23 protein-coding genes and 1 tRNA gene are annotated in these 25,966 nt (G+C 61.2%); 9 read left to right on the top strand and 15 right to left on the bottom strand.

The features are described 5' to 3' along the window. Nucleotides 1-68 precede the first annotated feature (68 nt). Nucleotides 69-2,420 (bottom strand): Tex family protein, encoded by a 2,352-nt coding sequence (locus ACVC5H_RS03985; protein WP_489621113.1) that lies wholly within the window; start codon nt 2,418-2,420, stop codon nt 69-71. 222 nt (nt 2,421-2,642) lie between these two features. Between ACVC5H_RS03985 and pth the strand changes: the two genes are divergently transcribed. Then, a complete protein-coding gene (gene pth, locus ACVC5H_RS03980; protein ID WP_489621112.1) occupies nt 2,643-3,221 on the top strand; it encodes an aminoacyl-tRNA hydrolase in 579 nt (192 codons plus the stop codon). Nucleotides 3,222-3,284: 63 nt separating this feature from the next. On the opposite strand, the gene ACVC5H_RS03975 is transcribed toward pth, so the two are convergent. Then, on the bottom strand, nt 3,285-4,052 hold the full coding sequence (locus ACVC5H_RS03975) for a DsbC family protein (protein ID WP_489621111.1): 768 nt from the start codon (nt 4,050-4,052) through the stop codon (nt 3,285-3,287). Between the two features lie 182 nt (nt 4,053-4,234). Next, the gene (locus tag ACVC5H_RS03970; RefSeq protein ID WP_489621110.1) at nt 4,235-5,467 is read right to left on the bottom strand and encodes a UbiH/UbiF family hydroxylase; all 1,233 of its coding nucleotides are present in this window, start codon (nt 5,465-5,467) and stop codon (nt 4,235-4,237) included. A gap of 85 nt (nt 5,468-5,552) precedes the next feature. On the opposite strand from ACVC5H_RS03970, the gene ACVC5H_RS03965 reads away from it, so the two are divergent. The 5 genes from ACVC5H_RS03965 to ACVC5H_RS03945 all read left to right on the top strand — a co-directional run bounded on the left by ACVC5H_RS03965 (nt 5,553) and on the right by ACVC5H_RS03945 (nt 9,291). Then, nucleotides 5,553-5,628 (top strand) — tRNA-Phe (locus ACVC5H_RS03965). A 127-nt stretch (nt 5,629-5,755) separates the two neighbouring features. Continuing rightward, complete coding sequence (locus ACVC5H_RS03960; protein ID WP_489621109.1) at nt 5,756-6,268, top strand: hypothetical protein; 513 nt, start codon at nt 5,756-5,758, stop codon at nt 6,266-6,268. A 114-nt stretch (nt 6,269-6,382) separates the two neighbouring features. Beyond that, nucleotides 6,383-6,655 carry a DUF8087 domain-containing protein gene (locus ACVC5H_RS03955; RefSeq protein WP_489621108.1) on the top strand — a complete coding sequence of 91 codons (273 nt, stop codon included), beginning with the start codon at nt 6,383-6,385 and terminating at the stop codon, nt 6,653-6,655. Nucleotides 6,656-6,887: 232 nt separating this feature from the next. Beyond that, nucleotides 6,888-8,183 (top strand): AAA family ATPase, encoded by a 1,296-nt coding sequence (locus ACVC5H_RS03950; RefSeq protein WP_489621107.1) that lies wholly within the window; start codon nt 6,888-6,890, stop codon nt 8,181-8,183. Nucleotides 8,184-8,436: 253 nt separating this feature from the next. Next, nucleotides 8,437-9,291 (top strand): alpha/beta fold hydrolase, encoded by an 855-nt coding sequence (locus ACVC5H_RS03945; protein WP_489621106.1) that lies wholly within the window; start codon nt 8,437-8,439, stop codon nt 9,289-9,291. 103 nt (nt 9,292-9,394) lie between these two features. Here the strand turns inward: ACVC5H_RS03945 and mqo are convergent, their stop codons facing one another. Then, on the bottom strand, nt 9,395-11,038 hold the full coding sequence (mqo, locus tag ACVC5H_RS03940) for a malate dehydrogenase (quinone) (protein ID WP_489621105.1): 1,644 nt from the start codon (nt 11,036-11,038) through the stop codon (nt 9,395-9,397). A gap of 507 nt (nt 11,039-11,545) precedes the next feature. Between mqo and cheD the strand changes: the two genes are divergently transcribed. Both cheD and ACVC5H_RS03930 read left to right on the top strand, forming a co-directional pair. Continuing rightward, nucleotides 11,546-12,157, top strand: coding sequence for a chemoreceptor glutamine deamidase CheD (gene cheD, locus ACVC5H_RS03935; protein ID WP_338716784.1), 612 nt, complete (start codon nt 11,546-11,548; stop codon nt 12,155-12,157). Nucleotides 12,158-12,295: 138 nt separating this feature from the next. Next, a complete protein-coding gene (locus ACVC5H_RS03930; RefSeq protein ID WP_489621104.1) occupies nt 12,296-12,775 on the top strand; it encodes an addiction module antidote protein in 480 nt (159 codons plus the stop codon). A gap of 85 nt (nt 12,776-12,860) precedes the next feature. Here ACVC5H_RS03930 and otnI read toward each other — a convergent pair whose 3' ends face one another. The 6 genes from otnI to ACVC5H_RS03900 all read right to left on the bottom strand — a co-directional run bounded on the left by otnI (nt 12,861) and on the right by ACVC5H_RS03900 (nt 19,144). After that, complete coding sequence (otnI, locus tag ACVC5H_RS03925; protein WP_241821231.1) at nt 12,861-13,664, bottom strand: 2-oxo-tetronate isomerase; 804 nt, start codon at nt 13,662-13,664, stop codon at nt 12,861-12,863. Between the two features lie 128 nt (nt 13,665-13,792). Further along, nucleotides 13,793-15,106, bottom strand: a complete 1,314-nt coding sequence (locus tag ACVC5H_RS03920) for an MFS transporter (protein ID WP_489621103.1) — start codon at nt 15,104-15,106, stop codon at nt 13,793-13,795. A 282-nt stretch (nt 15,107-15,388) separates the two neighbouring features. Continuing rightward, entirely contained in the window at nt 15,389-16,036 is a 648-nt protein-coding gene (gene otnC / locus ACVC5H_RS03915) for a 3-oxo-tetronate 4-phosphate decarboxylase (protein WP_489621102.1), read from the bottom strand. Further along, nucleotides 16,033-17,319 (bottom strand): 3-oxo-tetronate kinase, encoded by a 1,287-nt coding sequence (otnK, locus tag ACVC5H_RS03910; RefSeq protein ID WP_489621101.1) that lies wholly within the window; start codon nt 17,317-17,319, stop codon nt 16,033-16,035. Before otnK ends, otnC begins: the two co-directional genes overlap by 4 nt. A 34-nt stretch (nt 17,320-17,353) precedes the next feature. Next, on the bottom strand, nt 17,354-18,250 hold the full coding sequence (gene ltnD, locus ACVC5H_RS03905; RefSeq protein ID WP_489621100.1) for an L-threonate dehydrogenase: 897 nt from the start codon (nt 18,248-18,250) through the stop codon (nt 17,354-17,356). 192 nt (nt 18,251-18,442) lie between these two features. After that, nucleotides 18,443-19,144, bottom strand: a complete 702-nt coding sequence (locus ACVC5H_RS03900) for a FadR/GntR family transcriptional regulator (protein ID WP_489621099.1) — start codon at nt 19,142-19,144, stop codon at nt 18,443-18,445. A gap of 262 nt (nt 19,145-19,406) precedes the next feature. Here ACVC5H_RS03900 and ACVC5H_RS03895 point away from each other — a divergent pair, with 262 nt between their 5' ends. Continuing rightward, on the top strand, nt 19,407-20,348 hold the full coding sequence (locus tag ACVC5H_RS03895) for a 5'-nucleotidase (protein WP_489621098.1): 942 nt from the start codon (nt 19,407-19,409) through the stop codon (nt 20,346-20,348). A gap of 18 nt (nt 20,349-20,366) precedes the next feature. Here ACVC5H_RS03895 and ACVC5H_RS03890 read toward each other — a convergent pair whose 3' ends face one another. The 5 genes from ACVC5H_RS03890 to ACVC5H_RS03870 form a co-directional block, all read right to left on the bottom strand. Then, complete coding sequence (locus ACVC5H_RS03890) at nt 20,367-20,801, bottom strand: hypothetical protein (RefSeq protein WP_489621097.1); 435 nt, start codon at nt 20,799-20,801, stop codon at nt 20,367-20,369. Further along, nucleotides 20,798-22,393 (bottom strand): methyl-accepting chemotaxis protein, encoded by a 1,596-nt coding sequence (locus ACVC5H_RS03885; RefSeq protein ID WP_489621096.1) that lies wholly within the window; start codon nt 22,391-22,393, stop codon nt 20,798-20,800. The genes ACVC5H_RS03890 and ACVC5H_RS03885 overlap by 4 nt, the downstream gene beginning before the upstream one ends. A 300-nt stretch (nt 22,394-22,693) precedes the next feature. Continuing rightward, nucleotides 22,694-23,668 carry a helix-turn-helix domain-containing protein gene (locus ACVC5H_RS03880; protein WP_489621095.1) on the bottom strand — a complete coding sequence of 325 codons (975 nt, stop codon included), beginning with the start codon at nt 23,666-23,668 and terminating at the stop codon, nt 22,694-22,696. A gap of 210 nt (nt 23,669-23,878) precedes the next feature. Next, nucleotides 23,879-24,556, bottom strand: a complete 678-nt coding sequence (locus ACVC5H_RS03875) for a ceramidase domain-containing protein (RefSeq protein ID WP_489621094.1) — start codon at nt 24,554-24,556, stop codon at nt 23,879-23,881. Nucleotides 24,557-24,685: 129 nt separating this feature from the next. Then, the gene (locus tag ACVC5H_RS03870) at nt 24,686-25,897 is read right to left on the bottom strand and encodes an MFS transporter (RefSeq protein ID WP_489621093.1); all 1,212 of its coding nucleotides are present in this window, start codon (nt 25,895-25,897) and stop codon (nt 24,686-24,688) included. Nucleotides 25,898-25,966: the final 69 nt, after the last annotated feature.

Below are 25,966 nucleotides of genomic sequence, written 5' to 3'. Positions count from 1 at the left end.
TCTTTTTACTAAGTTTTCATTGTATCGGCAAGCATCGAAAAGTTCGCTCTCGATACTTCAGAAAAACATCACCCACGCAACTTGGCAAACGCCGCCGCCATCGCATTGTTGGCCGGTGCCTGCTCGCGGCCGCGCTGGTTCTGGTGTTGCGACAGGCGGCGCGAATCAGTACGGTCGCCGCGCTGTTCGTTGCGCGCGCCCGGGGCCGGCGCGGTATCGTTCAGGCGCATGGTCAGGGCGATGCGCTTGCGCTTCTCGTCCACTTCCAGCACCTTGACCTTGACCACTTGGCCCGCCTTGACCACGGTGTGCGGGTCCTTCACGTAGCTGTTGGACAGCGCCGAGATGTGGACCAGGCCATCCTGATGCACGCCGATGTCGACGAAGGCACCGAAGGCCGCCACGTTGGTGACCACGCCTTCCAGGATCATGTCCACGCGCAGGTCCTTGATCTCTTCCACGCCTTCCTTGAAGGTCGCCGTGGTGAATTCAGGACGCGGGTCGCGGCCGGGCTTGTCCAGTTCCTTCAGGATGTCGGTGACGGTAGGCACGCCGAACTTCTCATCGGCATACTTGGCTGGCGACAGGCCCTTCAACAGCGAGGTCTGGCCCAGCACGCTCTTGACGTCCTTCTTGATGTCGGCCAGGATCTTTTCCACCAGCGGATAGGATTCCGGGTGCACCGCCGAAGCATCCAGCGGGTTCTCGCCATTCATCACGCGCAGGAAGCCGGCGGCCTGTTCGAAGGTCTTCTCGCCCAGGCGCGGCACCTCGCGCAGGGCTGCCCGCGAATTGAACATACCCTTCATATCCCGGTAGGACACGATGCTCTGCGCCACGCTGGCGTTAAGCCCCGAGACGCGCGCCAGCAGGGGCGCGGAAGCCGTGTTCACATCGACTCCAACCGCGTTCACGCAGTCCTCCACCACCGCGTCCAGCGAGCGGGCCAGTTGCGACTGGCTCACGTCGTGCTGGTACTGGCCCACGCCAATCGACTTGGGATCGATCTTGACCAGCTCGGCCAGCGGATCCTGCAAACGGCGCGCAATCGAAACCGCGCCACGCAGCGACACGTCCAGGTCCGGCAATTCCTTGGAGGCGAATTCGGAAGCGGAATACACCGACGCACCCGCTTCGGAGACCACGATCTTGGTGAGCTTGAGTTCGGGACGCAGCTTGATCAGGTCCTGCGCCAGCTTGTCGGTTTCGCGCGAGGCGGTGCCGTTGCCAATCGAGATCAGCGAGACATTGTGCTTCTCGGCCAGTTGCGACAGGGTGTGCAGCGAACCGTTCCAGTCGTTGCGCGGCTGGTGCGGATAGATGGTATCGGTGGCCACGACCTTGCCGGTGGCGTCCACGATGGCCACCTTCACGCCGGTACGCAGCCCCGGGTCCAGGCCCATGGTGGCGCGCGGGCCGGCCGGTGCGGCCAGCAGCAGGTCCTTCAGGTTGCGGGCGAAGACGTTGATGGCTTCGGCTTCGGCCTTCTCGCGCAGGTTGGTCATCAGCTCCGTTTCCAGGTGCATGAAGACCTTCACGCGCCAGGCCCAGCGCACGGTGTCGGAGAGCCACTTGTCGGCAGCACGGCCCTTGTTCGAGACGCCAAAGCGCGAGGCGATGCGGCCTTCGCAGGGGTTGTGCGGGGCGTCCCACTTCGGCTTTTCTTCCTCGGTATCCAGGCGCAGCACCACGTTCAACATCTCTTCGCGGCGGCCACGGAACAGCGCCAGCGCACGGTGCGACGGGATGGTGGAGTAGGTCTCGGAGTAATCGAAGTAGTCGGCGAATTTTTCACCGGCATCCTGCTTGCCTTCGATCACCTTGGATTCGACCACGCCATGTTCGGTGAGGTATTCACGCAGGCTCTGCAGCAGTTCGGCATCTTCCGAGAAGCGCTCCATGAGGATCTGGCGCGCGCCATCCAGTGCCGCCTTGGTATCGGGCACGCCGGGATTGTCGCCGTTGTCGGTGGTGAAGGCGGGCTTGATGAACCTGGCCGCTTCTTCTTCGGGATTGAGGGTCGGATCGTTCAACAGCGCATCGGCCAGTTCGGTCAGGCCGGCTTCGGCGGCGATCTGGGCCTTGGTGCGGCGCTTCGGCTTGTAGGGCAAGTAGAGGTCTTCCAGGCGGGTCTTGTCTTCCGCGTGGGTGATGGCATCCAGCAGCACGGGCGTCATCTTGCCCTGCTCTTCGATGGAGGCGATGATCGCGGCGCGGCGGCTTTCCAGCTCGCGCAGGTAACGCAGGCGTTCTTCCAGCAGGCGCAGTTGTACGTCGTCCAGGCCGCCGGTGACTTCCTTGCGGTAGCGGGCGATGAAAGGAACGGTGGCACCTTCGTCCAGCAAGGCGATGGCGGCAGCGACCTGAACCGGCTTGGCGGCGAGTTCAAGGGCGAGTCGTTGTTCGATAGAAGGCAGCATGGTGAAACCCAGTCAACAGTTAAGCAATTAAGCGGTTATGCGGTGAGCAAAAACAAGCGATGGATGATACGCAATTCAGGCAGCCACGCCAATCTTGACATTGCCCGATTGCACGCCCAAGCAGGCCGCACGGGCACATCCGGCGCGCAGGGAATTGGACGGCGGCGGCCAAAGCCGGGATAATCGGCGCTTTCGCCTCGCGCGTCCTTGTCTTTTTGCACCATGTCCATCCGTCTCATCGTCGGTCTCGGCAACCCCGGCCCCGAATACGAACAAACCCGCCACAACGCCGGCTTCTGGCTGGTCGACAACCTCGCCGGTCCGGTGCGCCTGACACGCGAGCAGCGCTTCAACGCCCTGGCGGGCAAGACCAGCATCGCCGGCAATGAGGTCTGGCTGCTGGAACCGCAGACCTACATGAACCGCTCCGGCCAGTCGGTCGGCGCGCTGGCGCGCTTCTACAAGATCAATCCGGATGAAGTGCTGGTGGTGCATGACGAACTGGATCTGCCGCCGGGTGCGGCCAAGATCAAGAAAGGCGGTTCCTCGGGCGGACACAATGGCTTGAAGGACATCACCGCCGCCCTCGGCACCCAGGACTACTGGCGCCTGCGCCTGGGCATCGGCCATCCGCGCACGCTGGGCCTGCAGCAGCCGGTGGCCGACTTCGTGTTGCACCGGCCGCGCAAGGAAGAGCAGAGCCTGATCAACGAAGCACTGGACAAGAGCCTCAACGTCATTCCCCTGCTGGTGCAGGGCAAGTTCGAACAGGCCATGATGGAACTGCATACCGGGAAGTAAGCGCCGGCAGAGCGCAGATGAACGAAGGGCGCCCGCGATGCGAGCGCCCTTTTCTTTATCCGCTTACTTCAGCGAGGACAGTTTCTGTTCCAGCCCCTTGGCATCGACCGCACCCGGGATACGCGAGCCATCGGCAAAGAAGATGGTCGGTGTACCGGTGACCTTGAGCTTCTTGCCCAGCGCCAGCACTTCTTCATGCGGTGCATTGCAGGAGGCCGGGGCCGCCGGGACGTCCTTGCCGTTGAGCATCCATTCGTTCCATGCCTTGCTCGGATTGGGCGCGCACCAGATGTTGCGCGACTTCACGATGGAGTCCGGCGAGAGGATGTTGTACTGGAAGGTGTAGTAGGTAATGTTGTCCACTTCCTGCAGGGTCTTGTGCAGGCGCTTGCAGTAGATGCAGTTGGGATCTTCGAAGATGGCGATGACGCGCTTGCCATTGCCCTTGACGGTCTTGATGGCCTTGTCCAGCGGCAGCGCCGAGAACGGCACCTGGTTCAGCGATTCGATCTTTTCCTTGGTGTAATCGCGGTAGGTCTGCGAATCGACCACGCGGCCGATGAAGAGGTACTGGGCCTTGGCATCGGTATAGATGACGTCGCCATCGATCTGGATTTCATAGAGGCCGGCATAGGGCGTCTTGGTCACCGAATCGACCTTGGCATCCTTGCCCAGGCGCGGTTCGATCAGCTTCTTGATGGTGGCCTCGGTGCTGTCGGCCGCCTCGGCTTGCGCATGGGCGCTCACGCCCACGAGGGTGGAAGCCAGCAGCAGCGCCGCCATGCTCAGATGGCGCAAGGAGCTCGCACCTGCGGTCAAAAATTTTTTCATACTCGTCCTGATTCAAATCAAACGCGCATCCAATCTTCGGAGCATCGGCCGCAAAGCCGCGCCAGCACTGGATTCGCACATGTCTTTCAATAATGTCGGGGGGAGGTGTTTTGCTGGCGAAGACAGCCGCAACAGCGGCCGCGCTTCGCCAGAGGCCCTACCTTACCTGAAATCGGCGCCGCTTACTGCCCCAGCGCGTGGGCGATCAGGCGGCGTTTCAGGATGGGCAGGCGGTTGACCAGGCTCATGCCGAGGTTGCGCACCAGGCGCACCGGCTCGGCCTCGGTGGAGAAGATGCGATGCAGGCCATCGGTGGCGATCTGCATCAGCAACACTTCTTCCTTGCGGGCGCGGGCATAGCGGCGCAGCACGCGCTCGTCGCCGCAATCGTACTGGGGTTCGCGCTTCTGCAGGATATCGATCAACGCGGCCACGTCACCGAAGCCCAGGTTCATGCCATGGCCGGCCATGGGATGCACCACGTGGGCAGCGTCGCCGATCAAGGCCACGCGCGGGGCGATCATCGCGTGCGGCTTGATCAGGCGCAGCGGGAAGGCCTTGGCCACTTCCGGCTGCAGCGGCGTCAACGCACCCAGCACCGGCGCGGCCCATTGGGCCAGGCGTTCGGCCAGGGCCGACAGCGGCAACTGAAGCAACTGATCGGCCAGTGCCTGCGGCGCGGACCAGACCAGGGAGACGCGGTTGCCCGGCAGCGGCAGCAGCGCGATCACCCCTTCGGTGGGGCTGAACCACTGATAGGCCACGCCGCGATGGGGCAGCTCGCAGGAGAAATTGGTGACGATGGCGTTCTGGCCGTAGCTGCGGTAATCGAGCCCGATATCGCACTGGCCGCGCACCCAGGAGTTGGCGCCATCGGCCCCGACCACCAGGGATGCTGACAGGGACTGGCCGGACTCCAGCGTCAGGGTCGCGGTGTCACCGGCGACAGTAAGCGCCGTGGCGCGGCCCTGCACGACGCGTACATTGGGGGCGAAGCGCAGGGCGGCGTCCAGCGCCTGGTCCAGGTTGCGGTCTTCGATGATCCAGGCCAGCGCATCGGTACGGGCCGCGTAGGCATCGAAGGTGAGCAGGCCAGGCCGGGCTTTCTCCGGCACGCCATCGCCGTGAACGGTCATGTTATCCACAGGGGCGATGCGCGAGGCATCCATGGCATCCCAGACGCGGACCGAGGACAGCAAGCGATGGGCGGTATGGTTCAGGGCGTAGACCCGCACGTCCCAGCTGGCGGGGTCCGGCGTGGCGGCCTGGGGCGGGGGGGCCAGCAGGGTCACCTTGAAGCCCGCCTGGGCCAGCCCCAGCGCCGCCGTCTTGCCGACCGCGCCGTCGCCGACGATGCAGATTTCAGTGCCAGCCGCAGCCGGCGAAGAGGAATGGGTGTGTGCTTGGGTAGTCATGCCGGCGATTATAAACGGGGTGGCGAAAACTATTTTTCAAAAAGGACTTGCATAATTTTTTAAAGTGTCTATACTTGTCCGTCTTGGCCTGGTAGCTCAGTTGGTAGAGCAGAGGATTGAAAATCCTTGTGTCGGTGGTTCGATTCCGCCCCGGGCCACCAAATATGAGGCGGACTAACTGTGAGTAACGGCTAGTCCGCTTTTCTACATTTAGCACCTGTTTTCTACAATTTCCTTGATAATAAAAACCAACCACTGGTTCGGTTACATCAATAAAAAGGAAAATAGATGGCAGTTGACCCTCGCGACGAAATTTGGAATGCAGCGTATCTAACTCACTACGAGTGTTATTACGCAGAAATTTTGGAAGACGCGCTAATCGGGCGATGGTCACACCTCGATTACACCTCAAAAATCATTTCGGCAGTAACGTCTGGCAGTTCGGCCCTAGCCGGCTTGGCCCTCTGGAAACATACGAATTACTCGTGGATGTGGCCTGTTCTCACTTCGATCAGCGCCTTATTAGTGATATTTTCCCGGCAGTTGTCCGTTGCAGAAAAACTCAGAGATCATCCCAATAGCCGCGTTGCATTTTCCAGCCTTAGAATCGAGCTAGAGAGCTTCCGATTCAAAATGCGCATCAATCCCGACTTCCCGGTAGAAGTATTTCAAAAAGAGCTTCTGTCATTCAGAAAACGATATGCTGAAGAAATCAAACGTGTGAAGTATGACGTCCTGGCAACTGAAAGGCTCAGAGTAAGGTGCCAAGAAGAACTCAACCGACGGATTTCCCCAAATTAGCAGCACGCCGAAACCATGACAAAGCCAACAAGTAATACCCCGATCCCGCACACTGAGAGACATGCGCCTCCAAGCCCGCCACCGCCGCCACCCACTCGACCAAAGTGACCGCAGATGAATAAATCAAACTCACTCCCGCTCGTTAATGAAGTTTATGTAACAACTAAGACTTCAGCAAATCCGTTTGGCATCAATCCACAAATCGGCACCCATTATGTAATCGAAGATGTTCAGACCTCTACTGAAGATGAGGATGAAGAATTTTCGCTAATCATCGTCGTGCAAGAAGAAGATAAAAACGATATGAATGCAATCGCAGAAGAACTCTCCCTTGAAGAATGGCTCGACTTTTCTGCGCAACTTGGTCTCAAGAAGGTCAGCACTTAAGCTTCGCCTTCCCTGAAATGACCACTATGTGGCCACACCAACTCCCCCTGCCTTTCTCTTGTATATATTTCAGTGGTGGTGCGGTTTTTATAACCCAGCAGTTTTTGTGCGTTAGTCAAATCTCCCGTATCAGTTGCTGCCATCTCAAATCTTAAAGTTCATTTGGATACTTAAACGGCAAAGCGACGTAGCGAAAGCGATCAACGCCTACATCATTAGTACCAACTACCAAATGAGTGACACTACATTGCCTGAAGACGATGGGAGAGATGACTTTTCTCCCTCAACAAAGGATCTACTAGCCAAACGCTCTGGCTACGTTTGCGCTTATCCCGGTTGCAGGCGAATGACGATTGCCGGCTCAGAAGATCGGAAATCAGGCCTAACAATGGTAGGTGTCGCAGCACACATTACTGCCGCGTCAAAAAAAGGGCCGCGATACGATGACGCTATGAGCCCTGAAGAACGTTCTAGCGAGACAAACGGAATTTGGACATGCCAGATTCATGGCAAGTTTATCGATGACAATCCAAGCAAATGCACAGTCGACGAACTTCGCCGCTGGAAAGCGCAACACGAAAAATGGGTTTTCGAGCGAGTTGAAAGCGGCCCAGAACTGTTTAATCAAGGAGTCAGCAGATTAAGTTTCCGGAACGTCGGAATTTTTTCGGGTGAATTTACAGTTCCATTTGGTAGAAACAATGTTCTTGTAGGCCGCAACGAATCTGGAAAAACGACACTTTGCGAAACTCTATCGGCATTTTCCGGCGGCAATCACTGGCGAGATTTTAACAACAGATTCAGCCTTTCCAAGAACTCTACCAACGGCGCCTATATTCAACTATTGCATCAAAGCGATCATACAAGAACATCCATTCGGATCAGTCCCGAAGCCATGTCCACTAGAAAAAGAAAAGCAAGGAATGCAACTCAGCGAATCCATATTGAAGTTAACGGTTGCCCCTCCGCCGACTGGCCCCGCTCCCTATGCCGGACACTGTATTTCAACACCCAGCTATATCACGTGCATCATTCAGAACCAAAAGATACTTTTGTTAAAGCCCTGCGCTATTTAGCCGACGTGCTTGGAACAGAAGAGGATTTGGTGTGGGATGCTCTTCGTGAAGAGTTATTTGCTAGCGCCACATTTGGCAACCGATTTAAAAGAAGTGGGCATCGCAAGGTAGAAGTACTGGTTCCCGATGGCCGCGATTTCTTTCTGCCCGTTGGATTATTGAGTTTCACAGAAAAACAAATAGCATTCCTCGACATAGCATTAAAGCTAATGTCATGCACCTCAAAAAGTGAACATTGGATCATCGTCTTCGATACGGCATTTTTTCAGAGATTTGATGAAGAGAAAAAATCATTTGTATTTAAGAAACTAACCGAATACGACAGTCGCAACATACAAACTCTTTTTTGTCTTAATTCGACAGAAGATGCTGAGGTCCTTAAAGTAATTCAGGCTGACAAATGGGTTAATGCCACGCGTGTTGGGGACTTAACCCTTCATTCCTTTTTATAAAAATCAGGTTTGCAAACACAATATCGCAGGGCCCACTGAATCGGCCACCTTGCAGATGCAGGCCAATACCTTGGTCTCGACCATAGGCCGCTTAAGGATCTCCTGAGCATCAGCCTTGACTGGCTTGTCGTCAGCGTACGCGTTCCGCTAAAGACGACCGGCCGAGTTCTGCGTCAGACCGTCCCGAGATGCGCTCATCGGTCCAAGCGAAGGGGCGCTTGCGAGCTGATTTCACTCCGGCGACAATCGCCTCATGCGCTCGCCTCTCCTTGCCCAATTACGACTCTTCCCCGCCGCCATCCTGGCGAGCCTGGCCCTATTGACCGCCTGCACCAGCGACCTCGTACACCGCGCCGACACCCTGGCCGCCCCCTCCGGCCTGCAACGCGAAGAAGTACGCGGCGGCCCCTTCGTGCTGACGGCCTATGTCCACGCCCGGCCAAAACCTCCCCTGCTACGCATCTACCTGGAAGGCGACGGCCGCGCCTGGATCACGCGGACCCAGCTCTCACCCGATCCCACGCCCCACACGGCCATGGGCCTGCGCCTGGCCGCCAGCGATGGCGGCGACGTGGTGTACCTGGCGCGGCCCTGCCAGTTCACGCCGATGGAACGCAATCCGGCCTGCCAGCCAGCGTACTGGAGCGGCCTGCGCTATTCCCCCGAAGTGGTGAACGCCATGAATGAAGCCATCAACCGCTACGTGGCGCGGCTGCAGCCAGCACGGCTGGAACTGGTGGGCTATTCGGGCGGTGGCACCATCGCCGTGCTGCTGGCGGCACAGCGCAAGGATGTGAGCGCCATTCGTACCGTGGCCGGCAATCTGGATCACGTGGCCGTCAATGGCTGGCACCAGGTCTCGCAGATGCCCGGCTCGCTCAACGCCATCGACTTCGCGCCGCAAGTGGCGCGCATCCCGCAACTGCACGTGAGCGGCGCCGAGGATGCCGTGATCGTCCCTGCCATCACGCGCAGCTTCGTCGCCCGCACGGGCCGCTGTGCCGCCCTGATGATCGTGCCGGGCATGGCCCATGATGGCGACTGGGACCGCAGCTGGCCGGCCCTGCTGAAGCTGCCGCTGCCTTGCTCGGCCAACGGCGCACTATGAAAAAATGGGTAGCCGGCGCGAACCGGACTACCCATTTTTCAGTTTCCTGATTTTTCTAACAAAACTTCATATTCCGGTCGCCTGAAAAACAGGCAGCCCGCCATCAGAGCGCCATATCGGCCGATGCATTGGCTTTTGGCTTGTCCATGCTGCCAGCGCCCTGGCCAGCGGCCTTGGGAGCGATCACCGGCGGCGGCATCAGTTGCAGCACTTCGGCGGTATAGGCCCATTCCTTGGCAACCTGGTCCGGATGGTCGTTGAGCTTGATGCCGTAGCTGGGCACGATCTGGCGCACCTTCTGCTGCCATTCTGGCGTGGCCAGCTTGTCCTTGAAGACTTTCTGCAGCACCGTCAGCATGATCGGCGCAGCCGTCGAGGCACCCGGCGAGGCACCCAGCAGGCCGGCAATGCTGCCATCGGCCGAGGCCACGATCTCGGTACCCAGCTTCAGGACGCCGCCCTTGGCCTCGTCGCGCTTGATGATCTGCACGCGCTGGCCGGCTTGCCACAGGCGCCAGTCTTCCTTCTTGGCGTTGGGGAAGTATTCCTTCAGGGCCGCAAAGCGCTGGTCGTCGGACAGCATCAGCTGGCCGGCCAGGTATTCCACCAGCGGGTATTCATCGATACCGACACGGGCCATCGGCCAGGCGTTGTGGGTGGTGGTGGCCGAGAACAGATCCCACAGCGAGCCTTGCTTGAGGAACTTGGTCGAGAAGGTGGCAAAGGGCCCAAACAGGATCACGCGCTTGCCATCGAGCACACGGGTATCCAGGTGCGGCACCGACATCGGCGGCGCGCCCACGGAGGCCTTGCCATAGGCCTTGGCCAGGTGGCGCTCGGCGACGGCCGGGTTGTCGGTGATGAGGAAGGAGCCGCCCACCGGGAAGGCCGCGTAATCACGCGCCTCGGGGATGCCGGACTTCTGTAGCAGCTTCAGTGCACCGCCACCTGCGCCGATGAAGAGGAACTTGGCATCGGTCTCGGTGGTGCTGCCATCCTTCAGGTTCTTGTAGGCGACGCGCCAGGTGCCATCGGCATTGCGGGTGATCTCGCGCACTTCGCTGGAGAGCTTCAGGGCAAAGTTGGGACGGCTCTGCAGGTAGGCGGCGAACTGGCGGGTGATCTCGCCGAAGTTGACGTCGGTGCCCAGCGGGCTCCAGGTGGCGGCCAGCTTCTGGTTCGGGTCGCGCCCTTCCATCATCAGCGGCACCCACTTCTTGATCTGCTCGTGGTCTTCCGAATATTGCATGCCGGCAAACAAGGGGCTGGCCTGCAGCGCCTGGTAGCGCTTCTTCAGGTAGGCCACGTTGTCATCGCCCCAGATGAAGCTCATGTGGGGAGTGGAGTTGATGAAGGAGCGCGGATTCTTCAGCACGCCGTTCTTGACCTGCCAGGACCAGAACTGGCGCGAGATCTGGAAGGATTCGTTGATCTCGATGGCCTTGGCGATCTGGATCTTGCCATCCTTGTCTTCGGGCGTGTAGTTCAGTTCGGCCAGGGCCGAGTGGCCGGTGCCGGCGTTGTTCCAGCCGTTGGAGCTTTCCTCGGCCACGCCATCGAGGCGCTCGACCATTTCCATCGACCAGCCCGGTTCCAGTTCATTGAGCCAGACCGCCAGGGTGGTGCTCATGATGCCGCCGCCGACCAGCAGCACGTCGACCTTCTTGACGTCGGCCGCCTGCGATGCTGGTGCGGTGACCAGCGCAACTACGAATCCCAGCAAAGCCAGGAAGGATTTTTTCAACATTGTCTAATCCGTTTGTGATGAGAGAGGGCTGCCTCCCCTGCGCCAGGGCGGGGAGTCGGACAACCGGTGCATGGCGCAAGACCCTGCGCCTGCCGTGGAGGGCAGGAATGGATGGATGCGTCATGGGCGTCGCAAGCGCGCGCAACGCCAGCCGGGCGTGGCCGCGCGGGGCCACGGCACACGGGCCAGAACGCTTGCCTGGGCCGTGCCTGCCGGGTTCAACTGCCTGTCCGATGCCTGTCTCCGGCATTTGGGGAATGCCTGTACAAATCGTCTCCGTCAGAGCGGACCGGGATCGGGTCATGTCGAGGGGGCGAAGCGTACCACGGCGTGGGAGTAAACGGGGATTGCGGATATCCCTCATTAACGCGGGAGCGCAAGCCTGTTCTCGCCCTGGGCCTCGGGAAATCCCCGATATCGGCCGGGCCATGCCTGCCTGACAATGCAGAAACCAACAACACTCACCATCCCTCATCGGGATGGGCACAACAGCCATCAGGGGCCCGTATGCAGACCGTCATCAACAAGCCGGAAAATTTCGCTTCCTATCTGTACCACGACCGGGCCTTCAACTGCGACACCGCCAAGATCCTGCCGGGCGAGTACTTCTACACGGGCCAGGACATGATGATCGTCACCGTGCTGGGTTCGTGCGTATCGGCCTGCCTGCGTGACCGCGTGACCGGCGTGGGCGGGATGAACCATTTCATGCTGCCCGACGGCGGCGGCGAAGCCGACAGTCCGGTCTCTGCCTCGATGCGCTATGGCACCTATGCGATGGAAGTGCTGATCAACGACGTGATCAAAGCCGGCGCCCGGCGCGAGAACCTGGAATGCAAGGTCTTCGGCGGCGGTGCGGTGTTGCGCGGCATGAACGCCATGAACGTGGGCGAGCGCAATGCCGCCTTCGTCAAGAATTACCTGTCGGCCGAGAAGATCCGCGTGGTGGCCGAAGACCTCAACGACATCTGGCCGCGCAAGGTGCACTTCTTCCCGCGAACCGGCAAGGTCCTGGTCAAGAAGATCAAGGAAGCCGGCGCCGACCTGGCCAGCCGGGAGCGTGAATATGCGTCCAGGCTGCAGGCCAAGCCGGTGGGCGGGGAGATTGATTTGTTCTGATTCAGACACCGGTTCAGATTCACTGCCGCTACGACGCTGGCAGGCTCGTCATTTCACGATATTCCCTCCCGGATAAGCGGCTACTTCTGGCGCGATGTATCCATCTGGATACAATGCTCGCACCTCAAGGGAGTCACCATGACCAGCCGAAAATTCAGCGCCAAGGACCTGCAAGTCTCTGCGTTCGATCCCGCGATCTATCTCGACAGCAAGGAGATGATGGCAGCCTACCTGGAAGCTGCCCTCGCAGAAAACGATCCTGCTTTCCTGATGGCCGCGCTCAATGACGTCATCCGCGCGCGCGGTATCGCGGAGGTGGCAAGCAAGGCCGGATTAGGTCGCGAAAGCCTCTACAAGACACTCAAGCCTGGTGCCGAACCCAGGCTGGGTACTGTACTTCGGTTGTTCGGTGCACTCGATGTCCGATTGAGCATCGCTGCACCTCATCCACCACGCAAGACCAAACGGTCCGCTACCCCAAAGTCCGCCCTGAAACCCGTATCGGGCAAGAACCGGGCACGGGAGCAAGCCGCGCGCACCGCGCGGACACCGACAAAAAAGGCAGCCACCAAAAGGCCTGCAAAGACAGGCACGGCACGCAATCAGATGCCCGCTTGAACAAGCGATAAAAAATGCCGCCCGGCTCGACACCGGGCGGCATTCATACTACGCAACCCGCTCCTGTTCCGGAGCAGTTAAATTCTTACTTCTTCAGTGTAGTCAGCCCCTGCTCCGCCAACGCCTTGAGCCAACCCAATCCCGCCGAGGTAGCACCGGCCGGATTGTATTCACAACCGATCCAGCCCTGGTAACCCAGGGTATCGATCAGCTTCAGCAGATACGGATAGTTCAGCTCACCCACATCCGGCTCGTGGCGCTCGGGCACGCCGGCGATCTGGATATGGCCGATGCCGGGCATGTCGCGCTTCAACTTCACGGCCACGTCGCCTTCGACGATCTGGCAGTGGTAGCAGTCGAACTGCACCTTCAGGTTGGGCGCGCCCACTTCGGCGCAGATGGCCTGGGCATCGTCCTGGCGGTTCAGGAAGAAGCCCGGAATGTTGCGCGTGTTGATCGGCTCGATCACCACGGTCAGGCCGGCGGATTCGGCCTGGTGCGCCGCATAGGACAGGTTGTCCAGATACACGGCGCGGTGACGCGCGCGATCCTGCTCGGGCTTGATCAGGCCGGCCATCACGTGCAGGGTCTTGTTGCCGATGACGGAGGCGTACTTCAGCGCAGTCTCGATGCTGCGCTTGAATTCGTCTTCGCGACCCGGCAGCGAGGCGATGCCACGCTCACCGGCAGCCCAGTCGCCCGGGGGCGCGTTGAACAGCGCCTGGGTCAGGCCGTTGGCCTCCAGGCGCGACTTGATTTCTTCAGGCTGGTAGTCGTACGGGAACAGGAACTCGACGCCGGAGAAGCCATCCTTGGCGGCGGCGGCGAAGCGGTCCAGGAAATCGTGTTCCACGTACATCATGCTCAGGTTGGCAGCAAAACGCAGCATCGGGTTCTCCTTGATAACGAAGGGGGCCAGTGTAGCGCGATCAACGCAAAGATCGGCGCCATCACCGGCAGTGCAGAAAACGTCAAAGCCCGCAGGCACAGGCATGCGGGCTTCGACGGGGGCTTGGCTTACTTGTTGACCAGACCGGGCTTGGTGGCCAGGGTGGCAATGGAACCGACCACCAGCATCACCGCCAGCATGTACATACCGGTGGCGTTGTTGTGGGTCAGGTCCTTCAGGTAACCGATCAGGTAGGGGCTGACGAAGCCGGCCAGGTTGCCCACCGAGTTGATGGCCGCAATACCGACGGCCGCCGCCGCGCCCGACAGGAAGGCGGTCGGCAGCGACCAGAACAGCGGTGCGCAGGTCAGCACGCCCGCGGCGGCCAGCGACAGCGAGGCGATCGAGACGGCGGTGTTGTCGGCAAACAGCGCAGCACCGACGAAGCCCACGCCACCCATCAGGGCCGGGATCACCAGGTGCCAGCGACGCTCACGCATGCGGTCGGCGCTGCGGCCGATCAGGTTCATGGCAATGATGGCGCAACCGAACGGGATGGCCGACAGCAGGCCGATTTCGAGGTTGCCCTTCACGCCGGTAGCCTTGACCAGGGTCGGCATCCACAGCGTCAGGCCGTACTGCCCCATCACGAAGGAGAAGTAGATCAGGCACATCAGCCAGACACGCGCATCCTTGATGATGGCGCCGAAGCCGTGCTTGCTTTCCTTGCCCTTGGAGTCGCCGTCGATGTCGGCTTGCAGGCTGGTCTTTTCTTCATCGGAGAGCCACTTGGCGCTCTTGACGTCGTTGTCCAGGTACAGGATCGTGGCCACGCCGATCAGCACGGCCGGGATGGCTTCGATCAGGAACATCCACTGCCAGCCTTCCAGGCCGCCGTTGTGATGGAAGGCATCCATGATCCAGCCCGACAGCGGGTTGCCCAGGATGCCGGCGACCGGGATGCCGGACATGAACACCGCGATCACCTTGGCACGGCGGTGCGAGGGGAACCAGTAGGTCAGGTACAGGATGATGCCGGGATAGAAACCGGCTTCGGCCAGGCCCAGCAGGAAGCGCAGGACGTAGAACTGGGTCGAATTCTGCACGAACATGAAGGCTGCCGACAGAATGCCCCAGGTGATCATGATGCGGGCGATCCAGATGCGCGCGCCGACCTTGTGCATCAGGATGTTGCTGGGCACTTCGAAGAGGAAGTAGCCGATGAAGAACAGGCCCGCGCCCAGACCGAAGACGGTCTCGGAGAAGCCCAGGTCCTGCGACATCTGCAGCTTGGCGAAGCCGACGTTGACGCGATCCAGATACGCGATCACGTAGCACAGCATCAGGAAAGGCATGATGCGCCAGAACACTTTCTTGTACAGCCCGTCCTTGGATTTGTCATTGACGTCGAGGCCGACGCCGGTAGTGCTTGCGGTGGTCATGATGTTACATCTCCCTAAGAGTGTCGCGGCTGTTTGCACGGCCGCTGGTTGCTTGGAGCCCGTGGTCTGACGGGCAATTTATGGATTCAATCGGACCCTCGTCCCGTTTCTGCGCAACGGAACGACAGCCGGCATTGAGTGGCCGGTCTGGTGCCGGCTTGGCTCCCGCTTGCACCCACCACCTTCCGTTGGGCGCAAGCGGGGCATGGCGGGCCGAAACCGGCCGCCATGACGCGTTGTTGCTAAGGGTTGCTAAAGGCTGCCTGGGAACTGCCGTTGCTACTACCAGCGCGCCTTGAAGGTATCGCGCAAGTCCTGCAATGCCGCCTCTTCGAGCGGGGTGGCACGGCCACCGGCCAGGTGCCACAGTCTGGCGGTTTCTTCCAGTTCTTCCAGGGCGAAAGCGGCCTTGGAAACCGAGCTTTCCCACACCACCGGACCCAGCCGCTCCAGCAGCACGCCGCGCACCTTGGTGGCGATCTTGGCCACCTGCTCGGCCACTTCCGGTGCACCCGGACGGGCATAACGGATCAGCGGAATGTGGCCGACCTTCATCACGTAATACGGCGTGATCGGCGGCAGCACGTCCTCTTCGCTGTAGACGCCATTGATGGTCAGCGACACCAGGTGCGTGGAATGCGTATGCACCACGGCGTGCATCTCGGGATTGTTGTCGTAGATGGCGCGATGCAGGACCAGGGTCTTGGAGGGCTTGTCGCCCGAGACCCATTCACCGGCCGCATTGACCTTGGCGATGGCGGCCGGATCGAGGAAACCCAGGCAGGCATCGGTCGGCGTGATCAGCCAGCCGTCATCCAGACGGGCGCTGATGTTGCCGGCCGAACCCACCGTGTAGCCGCGCTGGTAGAGCGAGGCGCCGATACGGCAGATCTCTTCGCGCAGCGCGCTTTCGTTGGTGGTGCGGCTCATGCCATCTTCCCGTCGAGATAGCGCAGGGCCTTCTCGAAGAAATCGACGCTACCGAAATTGCCCGACTTCAGCGCCAGTGCAACCGGTTGCTCGTCCAGCGTGGCGGTGGCCGGCACGCCCGGATCGATCTGCGGACCGATGCGCAGGGCGCGCACCTCCAGTGCCTGCACCACCGCGCCGGAAGTCTCGCCGCCGGCCACCACGAACTGGCGCACGCCGCGCTGCTTCAGGCCAGCGGCAATCGATGCCAGCGCCTGCTCGACCAGATGGCCGGCCTTGGCCACGCCCAGTTCCTTCTGCACGGCCTTGACTTCATCGGGGGTGGCCGTTGCGTAGATCAGCACCGGCTCATTCTTGATGCGTTCATCGGCGAAGGCCAGCGCCTGGGCCACCACGTCTTCGCCACGGGCCAGCGCCAGCGGGTCGATGCGGAAGGCAGGACGCTTGGCTTTCCATTCGGCCACCTGGGCATTGGTCGCCTTGGAGGCGGAACCGGCCAGCACCACCGACAGGCCATCGACCTTGGGCAGTTGCGCGGCTTCGCCGGTCGCGGTGAGCAGGCCGGCACGGCGGAAGTTCTCGGGCAGGCCCAGGGCCACGCCGGAACCACCGGTGACGAGCTTCAGTTCTGCGCAGGCTTCGCCCAGGGTGTACAGATCCTGGTCGGAGACCGCATCGGCAATGGCCATCTTCACGCCTTCGCTACGCAGCGCGGCGAAGCGTTCCTGGGTGGCGCCGGCGCCGCGCGCCACGGTGTCGTAGCGCACCAGGCCGACCTTGGAGTCGGTCTGGCGCTGCAGGACGCGCAACAGGTTGGCGTCGGTCATCGGGGTCAGCGGATGGTTTTCCATGCCCGATTCGTTCAACAGCGCATCGGCCACGAACAGGTAGCCGCGGTAGATGGTGCGGCCGTTTTCGGGGAAGGCCGGGCAGGCGATGGTGAAGTCCACGCCCAGTTCCTTCATCAGCGCATCGGTGACCGGACCGATGTTGCCTTCGTCGGTGGAGTCGAAGGTGGAGCAATACTTGAAGAAGAACTGCGTGCAGCCCTGCTGCTGCAGCCAGCGCAGTGCGGCCAGCGATTGCTCGATGGCGTCAGCGGGCGCGATGGTGCGCGACTTCAGCGCGATCACCAGCGCATCGGCCGCCACGGCCGGCATTTCGCTGGGCACGCCGATGGTCTGCACGGTGCGCATGCCGCCGCGCACCAGCATGTTGGCCAGGTCGGTGGCGCCGGTGAAGTCGTCGGCGATACAGCCCAGCAGGGGACGGGATGTGGACATGGAAACTCCTCGATTCAGATGCAGGGACGACGGCTTACTTGGCCTTGGCCGGCGGCAGGTCGATGCCGGGGAAGATCTTGATGACGGCCGAATCATCCTCGCCGCCATGGCCGGCAGTGGAAGCCATCATGAACATCTGGTGGGCAGCGGCCGACAGCGGCAGCGGGAACTTGCTGCGGCGGGCGGTATCGAGCACCAGGCCCAGGTCCTTGACGAAGATGTCCACGGCCGACAGCGGGGTGTAGTCGCCGTTGAGGATGTGCGGCACGCGGTTTTCGAACATCCACGAATTGCCGGCGCTGTGGGTGATGACTTCGTAGAGCGCATCCGGATTGACGCCTTCGCGCAGGCCCAGGGCCATGGCTTCGGCCGAAGCGGCGATGTGCACACCGGCCAGCAGCTGGTTGATGATCTTGACCTTGGAACCGATGCCGTGGCTGTCGCCCAGGCGGTAGACCTTGCCGGCCATGCCAGCCAGCACGTCTTCGATCTTGGCATAGACCTCGGCGGGGCCGGAGGTCATCATGGTCATCTCGCCGGAAGCGGCGCGGGCGGCGCCACCGGAGACCGGTGCGTCCAGCAGCAGCAGGCCCTTCTCGCCCAGGCGCTTGCCCAGTTCGATGGCGAAGTCCGGGGCCACGGTGGCGCTGGAGATGACGACGCTGCCCGGCTTCATTGCGGACACGGCACCGTTCTCACCGAAGAGCACCATCTCGGTCTGGGCAGCGTTGACCACCAGGGTGATGACCACATCGACCTTGCCGGCCAGCTCGGCCGGGTTGGCGCAGGCCACGCCACCGGCGGCGGCGAACTTGTCCAGCACTTCCTTGCGCACGTCGCAGGCATGCACGTTGAAACCGGCACGCAACAGCGAGCTGGCCACGCCATAACCCATGGCTCCCAAACCGATCACACCTACATTCCTGGACATAATTGCCTCCGCATTGATGGCGCCGCTGCCGCTCGGTATGGGCAGGACATTGCGCCGGGTTGATGATGCAACGCCGGCAGATGCCGGCGTCAGAATTTCAAATCACGTAAAACTTTAAAATCGTTTAAAACTTATAAATCTTTAAAATCTTTTAAATCATTTACTGCCACTCAAGCCGGGGGGCCACCCTTGTCAGGACTGCCCCTGGCTCAGGCGCCGTGCCGCGTTGAACATGTGTGTCTGCGCCGCATTGCGTGCCGCCATTTCATCGCCGGCGCGAATGGCCGCGACGATGGCCTCATGCTCTTCGCGAACCTGGCGCGAAAAATCTTCATAACGTGCTTCATTGCCGCGCGTGACCGCCGTGGCCGCTTCCAGATACTGGGACAGGAATTCCAGCGTCTTGATGAAGTAGGGATTGCGCGTGGCCTGGGCCAGCGCACGATGGAAAGCCACGTCAGCCGCCACCCCATCCCCGCCTGCAGCCACATCGACGCCGATCTGCACCAGTGCCGCCTCGATGGCCTGCAAGTCCTCGGCGCTGCGGCGCTTGGCCGCCTGTGCCGCCACTTCGGCTTCGATGGCGCGGCGCAGCTCGACGATCTGCAAGACCGCATCGGGCGAACTGACCTCGGTGTAATCGATGCGCAGCGGCTTGATGCCGGCCTGCTCGGTCACGAATACTCCGCTGCCCTGGCGCGGCTCGACTACGCCCTCATGCTTCAGGCGCGCAATCGCTTCGCGCACCACCGTACGGCTCACACCGAACTGCTGCGCCAGCACCGCTTCCGTCGGCAGTTTGCTGCCACGGGGGAAAGCACCGGCGCCGATGTTGTCCAGTAATTGCCTGGCCACAGAGTCGCTGAGCGCCTGTGCGGGGATCTTCTGAAACATGGATGTCTCGCGGTCGTTATAGTCAGGTTATCCGGTCATCATACAAATTTATTTTGAACCGGGCAATCCGATTTTTTCTCTTTACGGGGAGTAACACCCTCGTTTGGCGAACATTGCGCGAAGATAAAAGAACTTGTTGTGATATATGCAGCAGTTCGCTCCAGACATCAAGAATACGAATATCTGGGCCTTCGCCGTACCGATCCAGCCGGGTGGCGTCACACGCTCTACAATCAGGGCTTTTCCGTCTTGGATGTTCCGCATGCCCTACGATCTCTCGGACAAGCTCGTCATTGGAATCTCGTCGCGCGCCCTCTTCGACCTCGAAGTGGAAAACGCCATCTACGACCAGCAGGGCGTGGACGCCTATGCGCAATACCAGCGCGATCACGAGAACGATCCGCTGCAGCCCGGCACGGCCTTCCCGCTGGTGAAGGCGCTGCTGCAGCTCAATGAGCTGATCCCGGAGCGGCGCCTGGTGGAAGTGGTGGTCATCTCGCGCAACACGCCTGACACGGGCCTGCGCGCCTTCAATGCCATTGCCGCCCACAAGCTCGACATCAGCCGCGCCGCCTTCACCGGCGGCGGGCCGACGGCGCCCTATCTGCAAGCCTTCAAGATCGACCTCTTCCTCTCACGCGATACCGGCGACGTGCAGGAAGCCATCGATGCCGGCGTGGCCGCCGCCCAGCTCTATGCCGCCCCGCTGGACTACAGCGCACCGGACAAGCAGATCCGCATCGCATTCGACGGCGACGCCGTGCTGTTCTCGGCAGAATCCGAACGTATCTTTGCCGAGAAAGGATTGGAAGCCTTTGCCCGCCATGAGCAGCGGCACCGCAAGAAGGCCATGAAGGAAGGCCCGTTCGCCAAGCTGCTGCTGGCCCTGTCGGCGATCCAGAAGCAGTTCCCGCCCAAGCAATGCCCGGTGCGCATCGCCATCGTCACCGCGCGCAACAGCCCGGCGCACCAGCGCGTGATCCATACGCTGCGGACCTGGAATGTGACGGTGGATGAAGCCTTCTTCCTGGGTGGCCTGAACAAGGCCGAGGTCTTGCAGGCCTTCGGTGCGCATATGTTCTTTGACGACCAGGAAGGACACGTGCAGAAGGCCGCCGTGGTGGTGCCGTCGGGCCGGGTGCCGTACAAGGGCGGCACGCTCGAAGGAACACGCCCGGCGCGGGCCCGGGCGACCAAGGGATGAGCAGGGGCAACGCACGCGTCAGCCACTCTCCCCTCCTTCCTTGAGCTTGCGCAGCGCGCCATGCGCATTGCGCATCAACAGGGCGGGGTATTTTTCCACCAGGACATTGAGGCCGGGCACGAGCCTGTGCAAGGAGGCGGCCATCGCCATCTCCGTGACGTCTTCGCTCCACAAGATTTTCTGCACGAACAGGATAGGGCCGATTTCACCGAGCAGATCGACACACGTCTGGAATTCGAGCGGATCCTCCGCCTGCCGGTAGCATCGCCCGATCAAACGGTGAAGCTCCTGTTCGAAGTCATCCGCAGCAGAGGTGGGCGCGCTGGTCGTGGCGCTCTCGAAGACCGCGCGCAGCCGGTCCAGCTCTTCGGCCAGCTTGAGGGTGCTGCTGACGATCAGGCGCAGCTCTTCTTCCGACATCGGCACCGGCCGTTTTGGCTCGTCCTTGCTCATGCCGCACCCGCTTCCTGCGCAGCGGGCACCGACTGTGGTTCGGCCGGAAGCTGGAACCGTCCCACCAGGGTGGAGAGAACAACGGCCTGATCCTGCAATCCCTGGGAAGCCGCAGCGGCCTCCTCCACCAGTGCCGCATTCTGCTGGGTCACGCCATCCATCTGTCCGATGGCAAAATTGATTTCGCTGATCCCCTTGCTCTGGTCATCGCTGGCGCGGGCAATTTCCGCCACGATGGCGGTCACCTGCTCCACGCTTGCCACGACGCTCTGCATGGTCGTCCCCGCTTGCTGGACGAGCAGGCTACCAACGCCCACCTGTTCCACCGTGTTGTCGATGAGATCCTTGATTTCCCGCGCGGCCGTTGCCGAGCGTTGTGCCAGGCTGCGCACTTCAGCGGCGACCACGGCAAATCCCCGCCCCTCGTCACCGGCCCGGGCCGCCTCCACTGCCGCATTGAGCGCGAGAATATTGGTCTGGAAGGCAATACCGTCGATGACGGCGATGATCTCCACGATGCGCGCCGACGCCTGCTTGATGGCCGACATGGTGGAGACCACGTTCTGGACGACCTCGCCCGCCTGCCCAGCCACTGCCGAAGCGTTCAAGGCCAGCGCATCGGCCTGCTGCGAGTTGGCGCTGGTCTGCAAGATGCTGCCGGTGATCTGCTCCATGGCCGAGGCGGTCTGCTCCAGCGAACTGGCTTGCTCCTCGGTGCGTGCCGACAAATCGATGTTGCCGCTGGCAATCTGCTGCGATGCCGTGGCGACATTGTCCGCACCGCCTTTCACACCCTTGAGGATCCCCCGCAGATTTTCATTCATGTGACGCAGAGCGGCGATGACTTCCCCGGTTTCATCCTTTCCGGCCAGGGCAATGTCCGTGCGCAGGTCGCCTGCGGCCACCGTATTGGCGATCCTGGCTGCCATTCTCAGCGGTGTGGCAATGGCGCGCGCGACGATCACCGCGAGCCCGCCTCCCAGCAAAAGAACAGCGACAAGCGCAGCAACGATCAAGGTTTGCGACTGCCCATAGATCTGGGCCGTCTGCGCAGCAGACTGGTCACCGCCACGGCGATTGACGTCGGCCAGGGTGCCAAAGTCCTTGAGCAGGGAGAAGTAGACCTCCGAAGAGTCGCCCGCAAAGAGGGAAGTCGCCCTGTCGGGACGACCGCCTTCCAGTGCTTGCATCAATTCAGCATGTTGACGCAGCAGCGTGTCGATGCGGCGGCGGGCATCCGGATAGACGGCTTTTTCCTCGGGTTCGGAAATCTGGCCCTGATAGGTTTCAAGGGCTGCCTTGAGATCACTGAGCACATCCTGCGTGCGCCCCCGCAGCGTCTTCGTCAGCGCAGGATCGGCGGCATAGACGATCAGTTGCGCCTCGTTGCTGCGCAGGCGCGCCAACAGCAGCCTGATGTCGCCCAAGGTCTTGATGCTGGGCAGCCAGTTGCTTGCCAGTTCATCGGCCGACGCGTGGACACGATCAAGCTGCCAGAGCGAGAACGCACCGATGCCGGTCGTGAACATCAAGATCAGGCCGAACGAGATGACGAGCTTCTTTGCGATCTTCAGATCACGGAATTTTTTCACACTACCCCCGGGTTATTGTTGGACAAACCGGGGCTGATCCACATGAGAGAGGAGAGCAAGAATGCGCATCAAGACGGCATGTGCGCGCCGCCCAAGGACACCCGCCAGGGAGCTGCAAGAGCTGCGAGAACCGCTTTCCAGCCCATTGCAGGCTGATCGTTGAGACTGGCCCTTTGCCGTGAATAGCCCCCGACGAAGACTACCAGCCAGCGCGGCCATCCTCTTGCCCGAGAGCGCATCCGTATTGCCTCTCAGCGCAGCTGTATCACGGGACGACGATTGACGCGTGATCCGGACACCTCATTTACCGTTCAGACGCCGCGCGAGCAGCCGGCGCAATTCGTTGGGCGTGTGATCGAAGGCTGCCTTGAAGACGCGGGAGAAATGACTCATCGAATTGAAACCCTTGCTGTAGGCGATCTCGGCGATCTGCAGATGATTGAAGGTGGGGTCGCTCAGCATGTCCCTGCAGGCTTCCAGACGCTTTTGCAGAATGAAGCGCGACACCGACATGTCTTCAGGCTGGAACAGCAGATGCAGCTGCCGCAAGGAAATCTGATGCGCTGAGGCGATGGTAGCCGGACTGAGTGCGTCGTCATGCAGATGACCAAGGATATATTCCCGAATCAATTGCCGTTTGATGGAGGAGTTGTCCCGCGCCACCCGGGCATCGTGGTGGAGCGCGGCATTGACCAGTTCCAGCAGAGAGCGGCTGACCGCACCCATGAGATGCTGGTCCAGCAGCAAGAGCTCGCTGGCCATTGCCCGCATGTGGCTGACCAGCAGGTGGCCGATACCGTGACAGCTCTCCAGGCGGCCTCCGGCCGGGGGCTCCTTGTGCCCGGGGAAGCGCTCTCTCAACAGGCGCCATGGCAGCATCAGCGTGACCTTGTGCAAGGTGCGCGTCACCTCGAAGCGCATGGCATTGGCGGTAGTCCATACGATCAGGTCTCCTGCCCCCACCTCCAGGCAGTGCCCGCCCGAATGAAAACGCTCGCTACCACTCTCCGACAGTTGTATGCCGATATGAATATCAGCATCTCTTTTGACCATCTGGTGATCGCGCTGCCCCTCGCAGGGGTCACAGATCGTATTGATGAGCGAAAGATCATCGAATTCGTGCCTGACGAGATGGGCCCGAAAATCCGGCGACACCGCTTGCGTCAGTGTCCACTCCTGATAGGAACGGCATAGCGCAGCCTGCCAGGCTTCGGTTCTTTCCGCAGGAGGAAACTCTTCACTGAGCCAGAACTCGGTCTTCCTTTTGCGATGCATGGCAAGCTCCTTTCATCTTGATGCTTGCATCTGATGCTGACAAAAGGATGACAAACAGATCGTCTGCCCCCTGCTCATGATGTTATAAAAACCATTTTGCTAGTCTGGAACAATCGTTTACAGAAGCCTATGACAGCCTATATATGATCCTATTAACATTAGGAAATCACGCTTTCCCGGCAGGAAAGATTAAACGATAATACAAAAAAATCAATCCAGAACTCGCTTATCCAAGCCTCCCGCATTGAGAATGAAGGCACGCGTGGTCAGATAGAGTACCGCGCCATTCAATACGTGCCAGAACATGTGCGTTCCGATGCTGACGTACTGGCAAGCCACCATATCAAGCGACCGCAATACCAGCGACAGCGTAAATACACCCGTCGCCTGCAGCAGGATCATGGGCCCGGCCTTGCGCGTACGCTGGTGATAGACACCCAGTCCACCAATGAACAGCCACGCAGATCCATACGAGGCCACCGAACCATTGAGCCACTGGTCCGGCAGCATGCCCACACCATAGGTGACGACAAAGAAGAACAAGACCCAGCCCATCGTCACGAGCCAGTTGCACCGCGCCACCCTGCGCACGTAGAAGGCCAGGAACAGCACCTGATAGACCGAAATGGGAATGACGTCGGCAAACAATGCCCAGCGCACCGCAAAGGTGTGGAAAAGAAAACTGCCCACGCCGATCACGGCCACCATCAGCGTCAATATCCGTGACATCACGACGGCGCTGCGGCCCCCCGATACCGGCATGCGCCACAAATAAAACGCTGCCAGCAGGAACGCAAGATTGGACATCGCATTGACGGGCTCAGCCCAGAAGGCGGTACTGAGGCGTTCGCAATACAGGTCTACCGGGGCAAGAAGCGATTCAGTCATGGTGTGCAGTCCCTGCAGGTCGTAGCAGATCGGGAGGAAATCGAAACGAGCGAAAGGCGAATCGCCACGTCGCGTTTCGCTACGCAGCCGCCATCATCCGCGAAGGCGGCCACTTTTTCCAGTCGCGCCTCATGCGCTCTGCGCATCGGCCCCGATCACCCTTCCCGGCCGCCCGGCCAGCCAACCCAGCACACCCATCAATCCCGCCCCGCCCGCGCATAGCGTGAGGACCACGGTCCACCCCCCAATGGCATCATGCAGCCGCCCCATGAGGATAGGCCCGGCTGCGGCCAGCAGGTAGCCCACGCTCTGCGCCATGGCCGACAGCGCCGCCGCCTGCGGCGGCGTCGAGACGCGCGTGCCGACGAAGGCCAGGCCCAGGATCAGCACCGCGCCGGTACCGAATCCGAACAGCGGCACCCAGACGATGGAGGCCTGAGGCCACACGATCAGGCCGGCCAGGCTGAGCACGGTGGCGGCCGACATGCCCACGGCGACCGGCCGATGATCACGCAGGCGCGGGCCCAGCGGCACCAGCAGCAGGCCCGGCAAGGCCGAGGCCAGCTGCATCAGGCCATGCAGGTTGCCGGCCTCCACGGCGCTATGGCCATTGGCCGCGAGGATGGAAGGCAGCCAGGCCGTGACCACGTAATACACCAGCGAATTGGTCCCGAGAAAGAAGGTCACCTGCCAGGCCAGCGGCTGGCGCCATATCGACGCGGCACGCGCAGGTGCGATGGCCGCAGGGGTCGCGCGCCGCAATTGCGGCAGCCAGGCCAGCATCGTCAGCAATGGCAGTGCAATGAAGGAGGCCAGCGCCCAGGCCCAGCCCAGGCCGGCCGCCAGCGGGACGGCACAGGCCGAGCCCAGCGCGGAGGCACCGCCCATGGTGAGGGCATAGATGGCGGTCATGCGCGTGAGGTCATCGGGAAAGTCGCGCTTGAGCAGGCTGGGCAAAAGCACGTTGCCACCGGCAATGCCGCAGCCGATGAGGCTGGTGCCGGCCAGCAAGGCGGCCACCGGGCCGGAGGAGCGCAGCAGGATGCCGCCCGCGATCAACAGCAAGGCCAGCAACAGGGTGCGCTCCAGCCCGAGGCTGCGCGCCATGCGCGCGGCCAGCGGCGACACCAGCGCGAAGCACAGCAGCGGCAAGCTCAGCATCAGGCCGGCTGCCCCGGCCGAGAGCGCGAAGCTCTGCTGCAGCAAGCCCATCACCGGCCCCACGGCGGTGACCGGAGCCCGCAGATTGGCGGCGATCAGGAGAATGCCGACCACCAGCCACAGGCGGCCCTGAACAGGGCGGAGGTCATCGGAGCGGGTTGCGTGCAAGGGCTGGGTCATCGGAGAAGTTTGATCGGGAGCAGTGAGCGCCCAGCTTAGCCAATCGCAGGCTGCACGTATTTGGCTACA

The organism is Herbaspirillum sp. Her3 (assembly GCF_057961275.1).
The sequence above is the reverse complement of the archived record's forward strand: the minus strand, read 5'-3'. Positions and strand labels throughout refer to the sequence as shown.

Bases quoted from the DNA above. Each gene is read 5' to 3' on its own strand.
- ACVC5H_RS03985 (WP_489621113.1), bottom strand. From the start codon at position 2,420: ATGCTGCCTTCTATCGAACAACGACTCGCCCTTGAACTCGCCGCCAAG.
- pth (WP_489621112.1), top strand. From the start codon at position 2,643: ATGTCCATCCGTCTCATCGTCGGTCTCGGCAACCCCGGCCCCGAATAC.
- ACVC5H_RS03975 (WP_489621111.1), bottom strand. From the start codon at position 4,052: ATGAAAAAATTTTTGACCGCAGGTGCGAGCTCCTTGCGCCATCTGAGC.
- ACVC5H_RS03970 (WP_489621110.1), bottom strand. From the start codon at position 5,467: ATGACTACCCAAGCACACACCCATTCCTCTTCGCCGGCTGCGGCTGGC.
- ACVC5H_RS03960 (WP_489621109.1), top strand. From the start codon at position 5,756: ATGGCAGTTGACCCTCGCGACGAAATTTGGAATGCAGCGTATCTAACT.
- ACVC5H_RS03955 (WP_489621108.1), top strand. From the start codon at position 6,383: ATGAATAAATCAAACTCACTCCCGCTCGTTAATGAAGTTTATGTAACA.
- ACVC5H_RS03950 (WP_489621107.1), top strand. From the start codon at position 6,888: ATGAGTGACACTACATTGCCTGAAGACGATGGGAGAGATGACTTTTCT.
- ACVC5H_RS03945 (WP_489621106.1), top strand. From the start codon at position 8,437: ATGCGCTCGCCTCTCCTTGCCCAATTACGACTCTTCCCCGCCGCCATC.
- mqo (WP_489621105.1), bottom strand. From the start codon at position 11,038: ATGTTGAAAAAATCCTTCCTGGCTTTGCTGGGATTCGTAGTTGCGCTG.
- cheD (WP_338716784.1), top strand. From the start codon at position 11,546: ATGCAGACCGTCATCAACAAGCCGGAAAATTTCGCTTCCTATCTGTAC.
- ACVC5H_RS03930 (WP_489621104.1), top strand. From the start codon at position 12,296: ATGACCAGCCGAAAATTCAGCGCCAAGGACCTGCAAGTCTCTGCGTTC.
- otnI (WP_241821231.1), bottom strand. From the start codon at position 13,664: ATGCTGCGTTTTGCTGCCAACCTGAGCATGATGTACGTGGAACACGAT.
- ACVC5H_RS03920 (WP_489621103.1), bottom strand. From the start codon at position 15,106: ATGACCACCGCAAGCACTACCGGCGTCGGCCTCGACGTCAATGACAAA.
- otnC (WP_489621102.1), bottom strand. From the start codon at position 16,036: ATGAGCCGCACCACCAACGAAAGCGCGCTGCGCGAAGAGATCTGCCGT.
- otnK (WP_489621101.1), bottom strand. From the start codon at position 17,319: ATGTCCACATCCCGTCCCCTGCTGGGCTGTATCGCCGACGACTTCACC.
- ltnD (WP_489621100.1), bottom strand. From the start codon at position 18,250: ATGTCCAGGAATGTAGGTGTGATCGGTTTGGGAGCCATGGGTTATGGC.
- ACVC5H_RS03900 (WP_489621099.1), bottom strand. From the start codon at position 19,144: ATGTTTCAGAAGATCCCCGCACAGGCGCTCAGCGACTCTGTGGCCAGG.
- ACVC5H_RS03895 (WP_489621098.1), top strand. From the start codon at position 19,407: ATGCCCTACGATCTCTCGGACAAGCTCGTCATTGGAATCTCGTCGCGC.
- ACVC5H_RS03890 (WP_489621097.1), bottom strand. From the start codon at position 20,801: ATGAGCAAGGACGAGCCAAAACGGCCGGTGCCGATGTCGGAAGAAGAG.
- ACVC5H_RS03880 (WP_489621095.1), bottom strand. From the start codon at position 23,668: ATGCATCGCAAAAGGAAGACCGAGTTCTGGCTCAGTGAAGAGTTTCCT.
- ACVC5H_RS03875 (WP_489621094.1), bottom strand. From the start codon at position 24,556: ATGACTGAATCGCTTCTTGCCCCGGTAGACCTGTATTGCGAACGCCTC.
- ACVC5H_RS03870 (WP_489621093.1), bottom strand. From the start codon at position 25,897: ATGACCCAGCCCTTGCACGCAACCCGCTCCGATGACCTCCGCCCTGTT.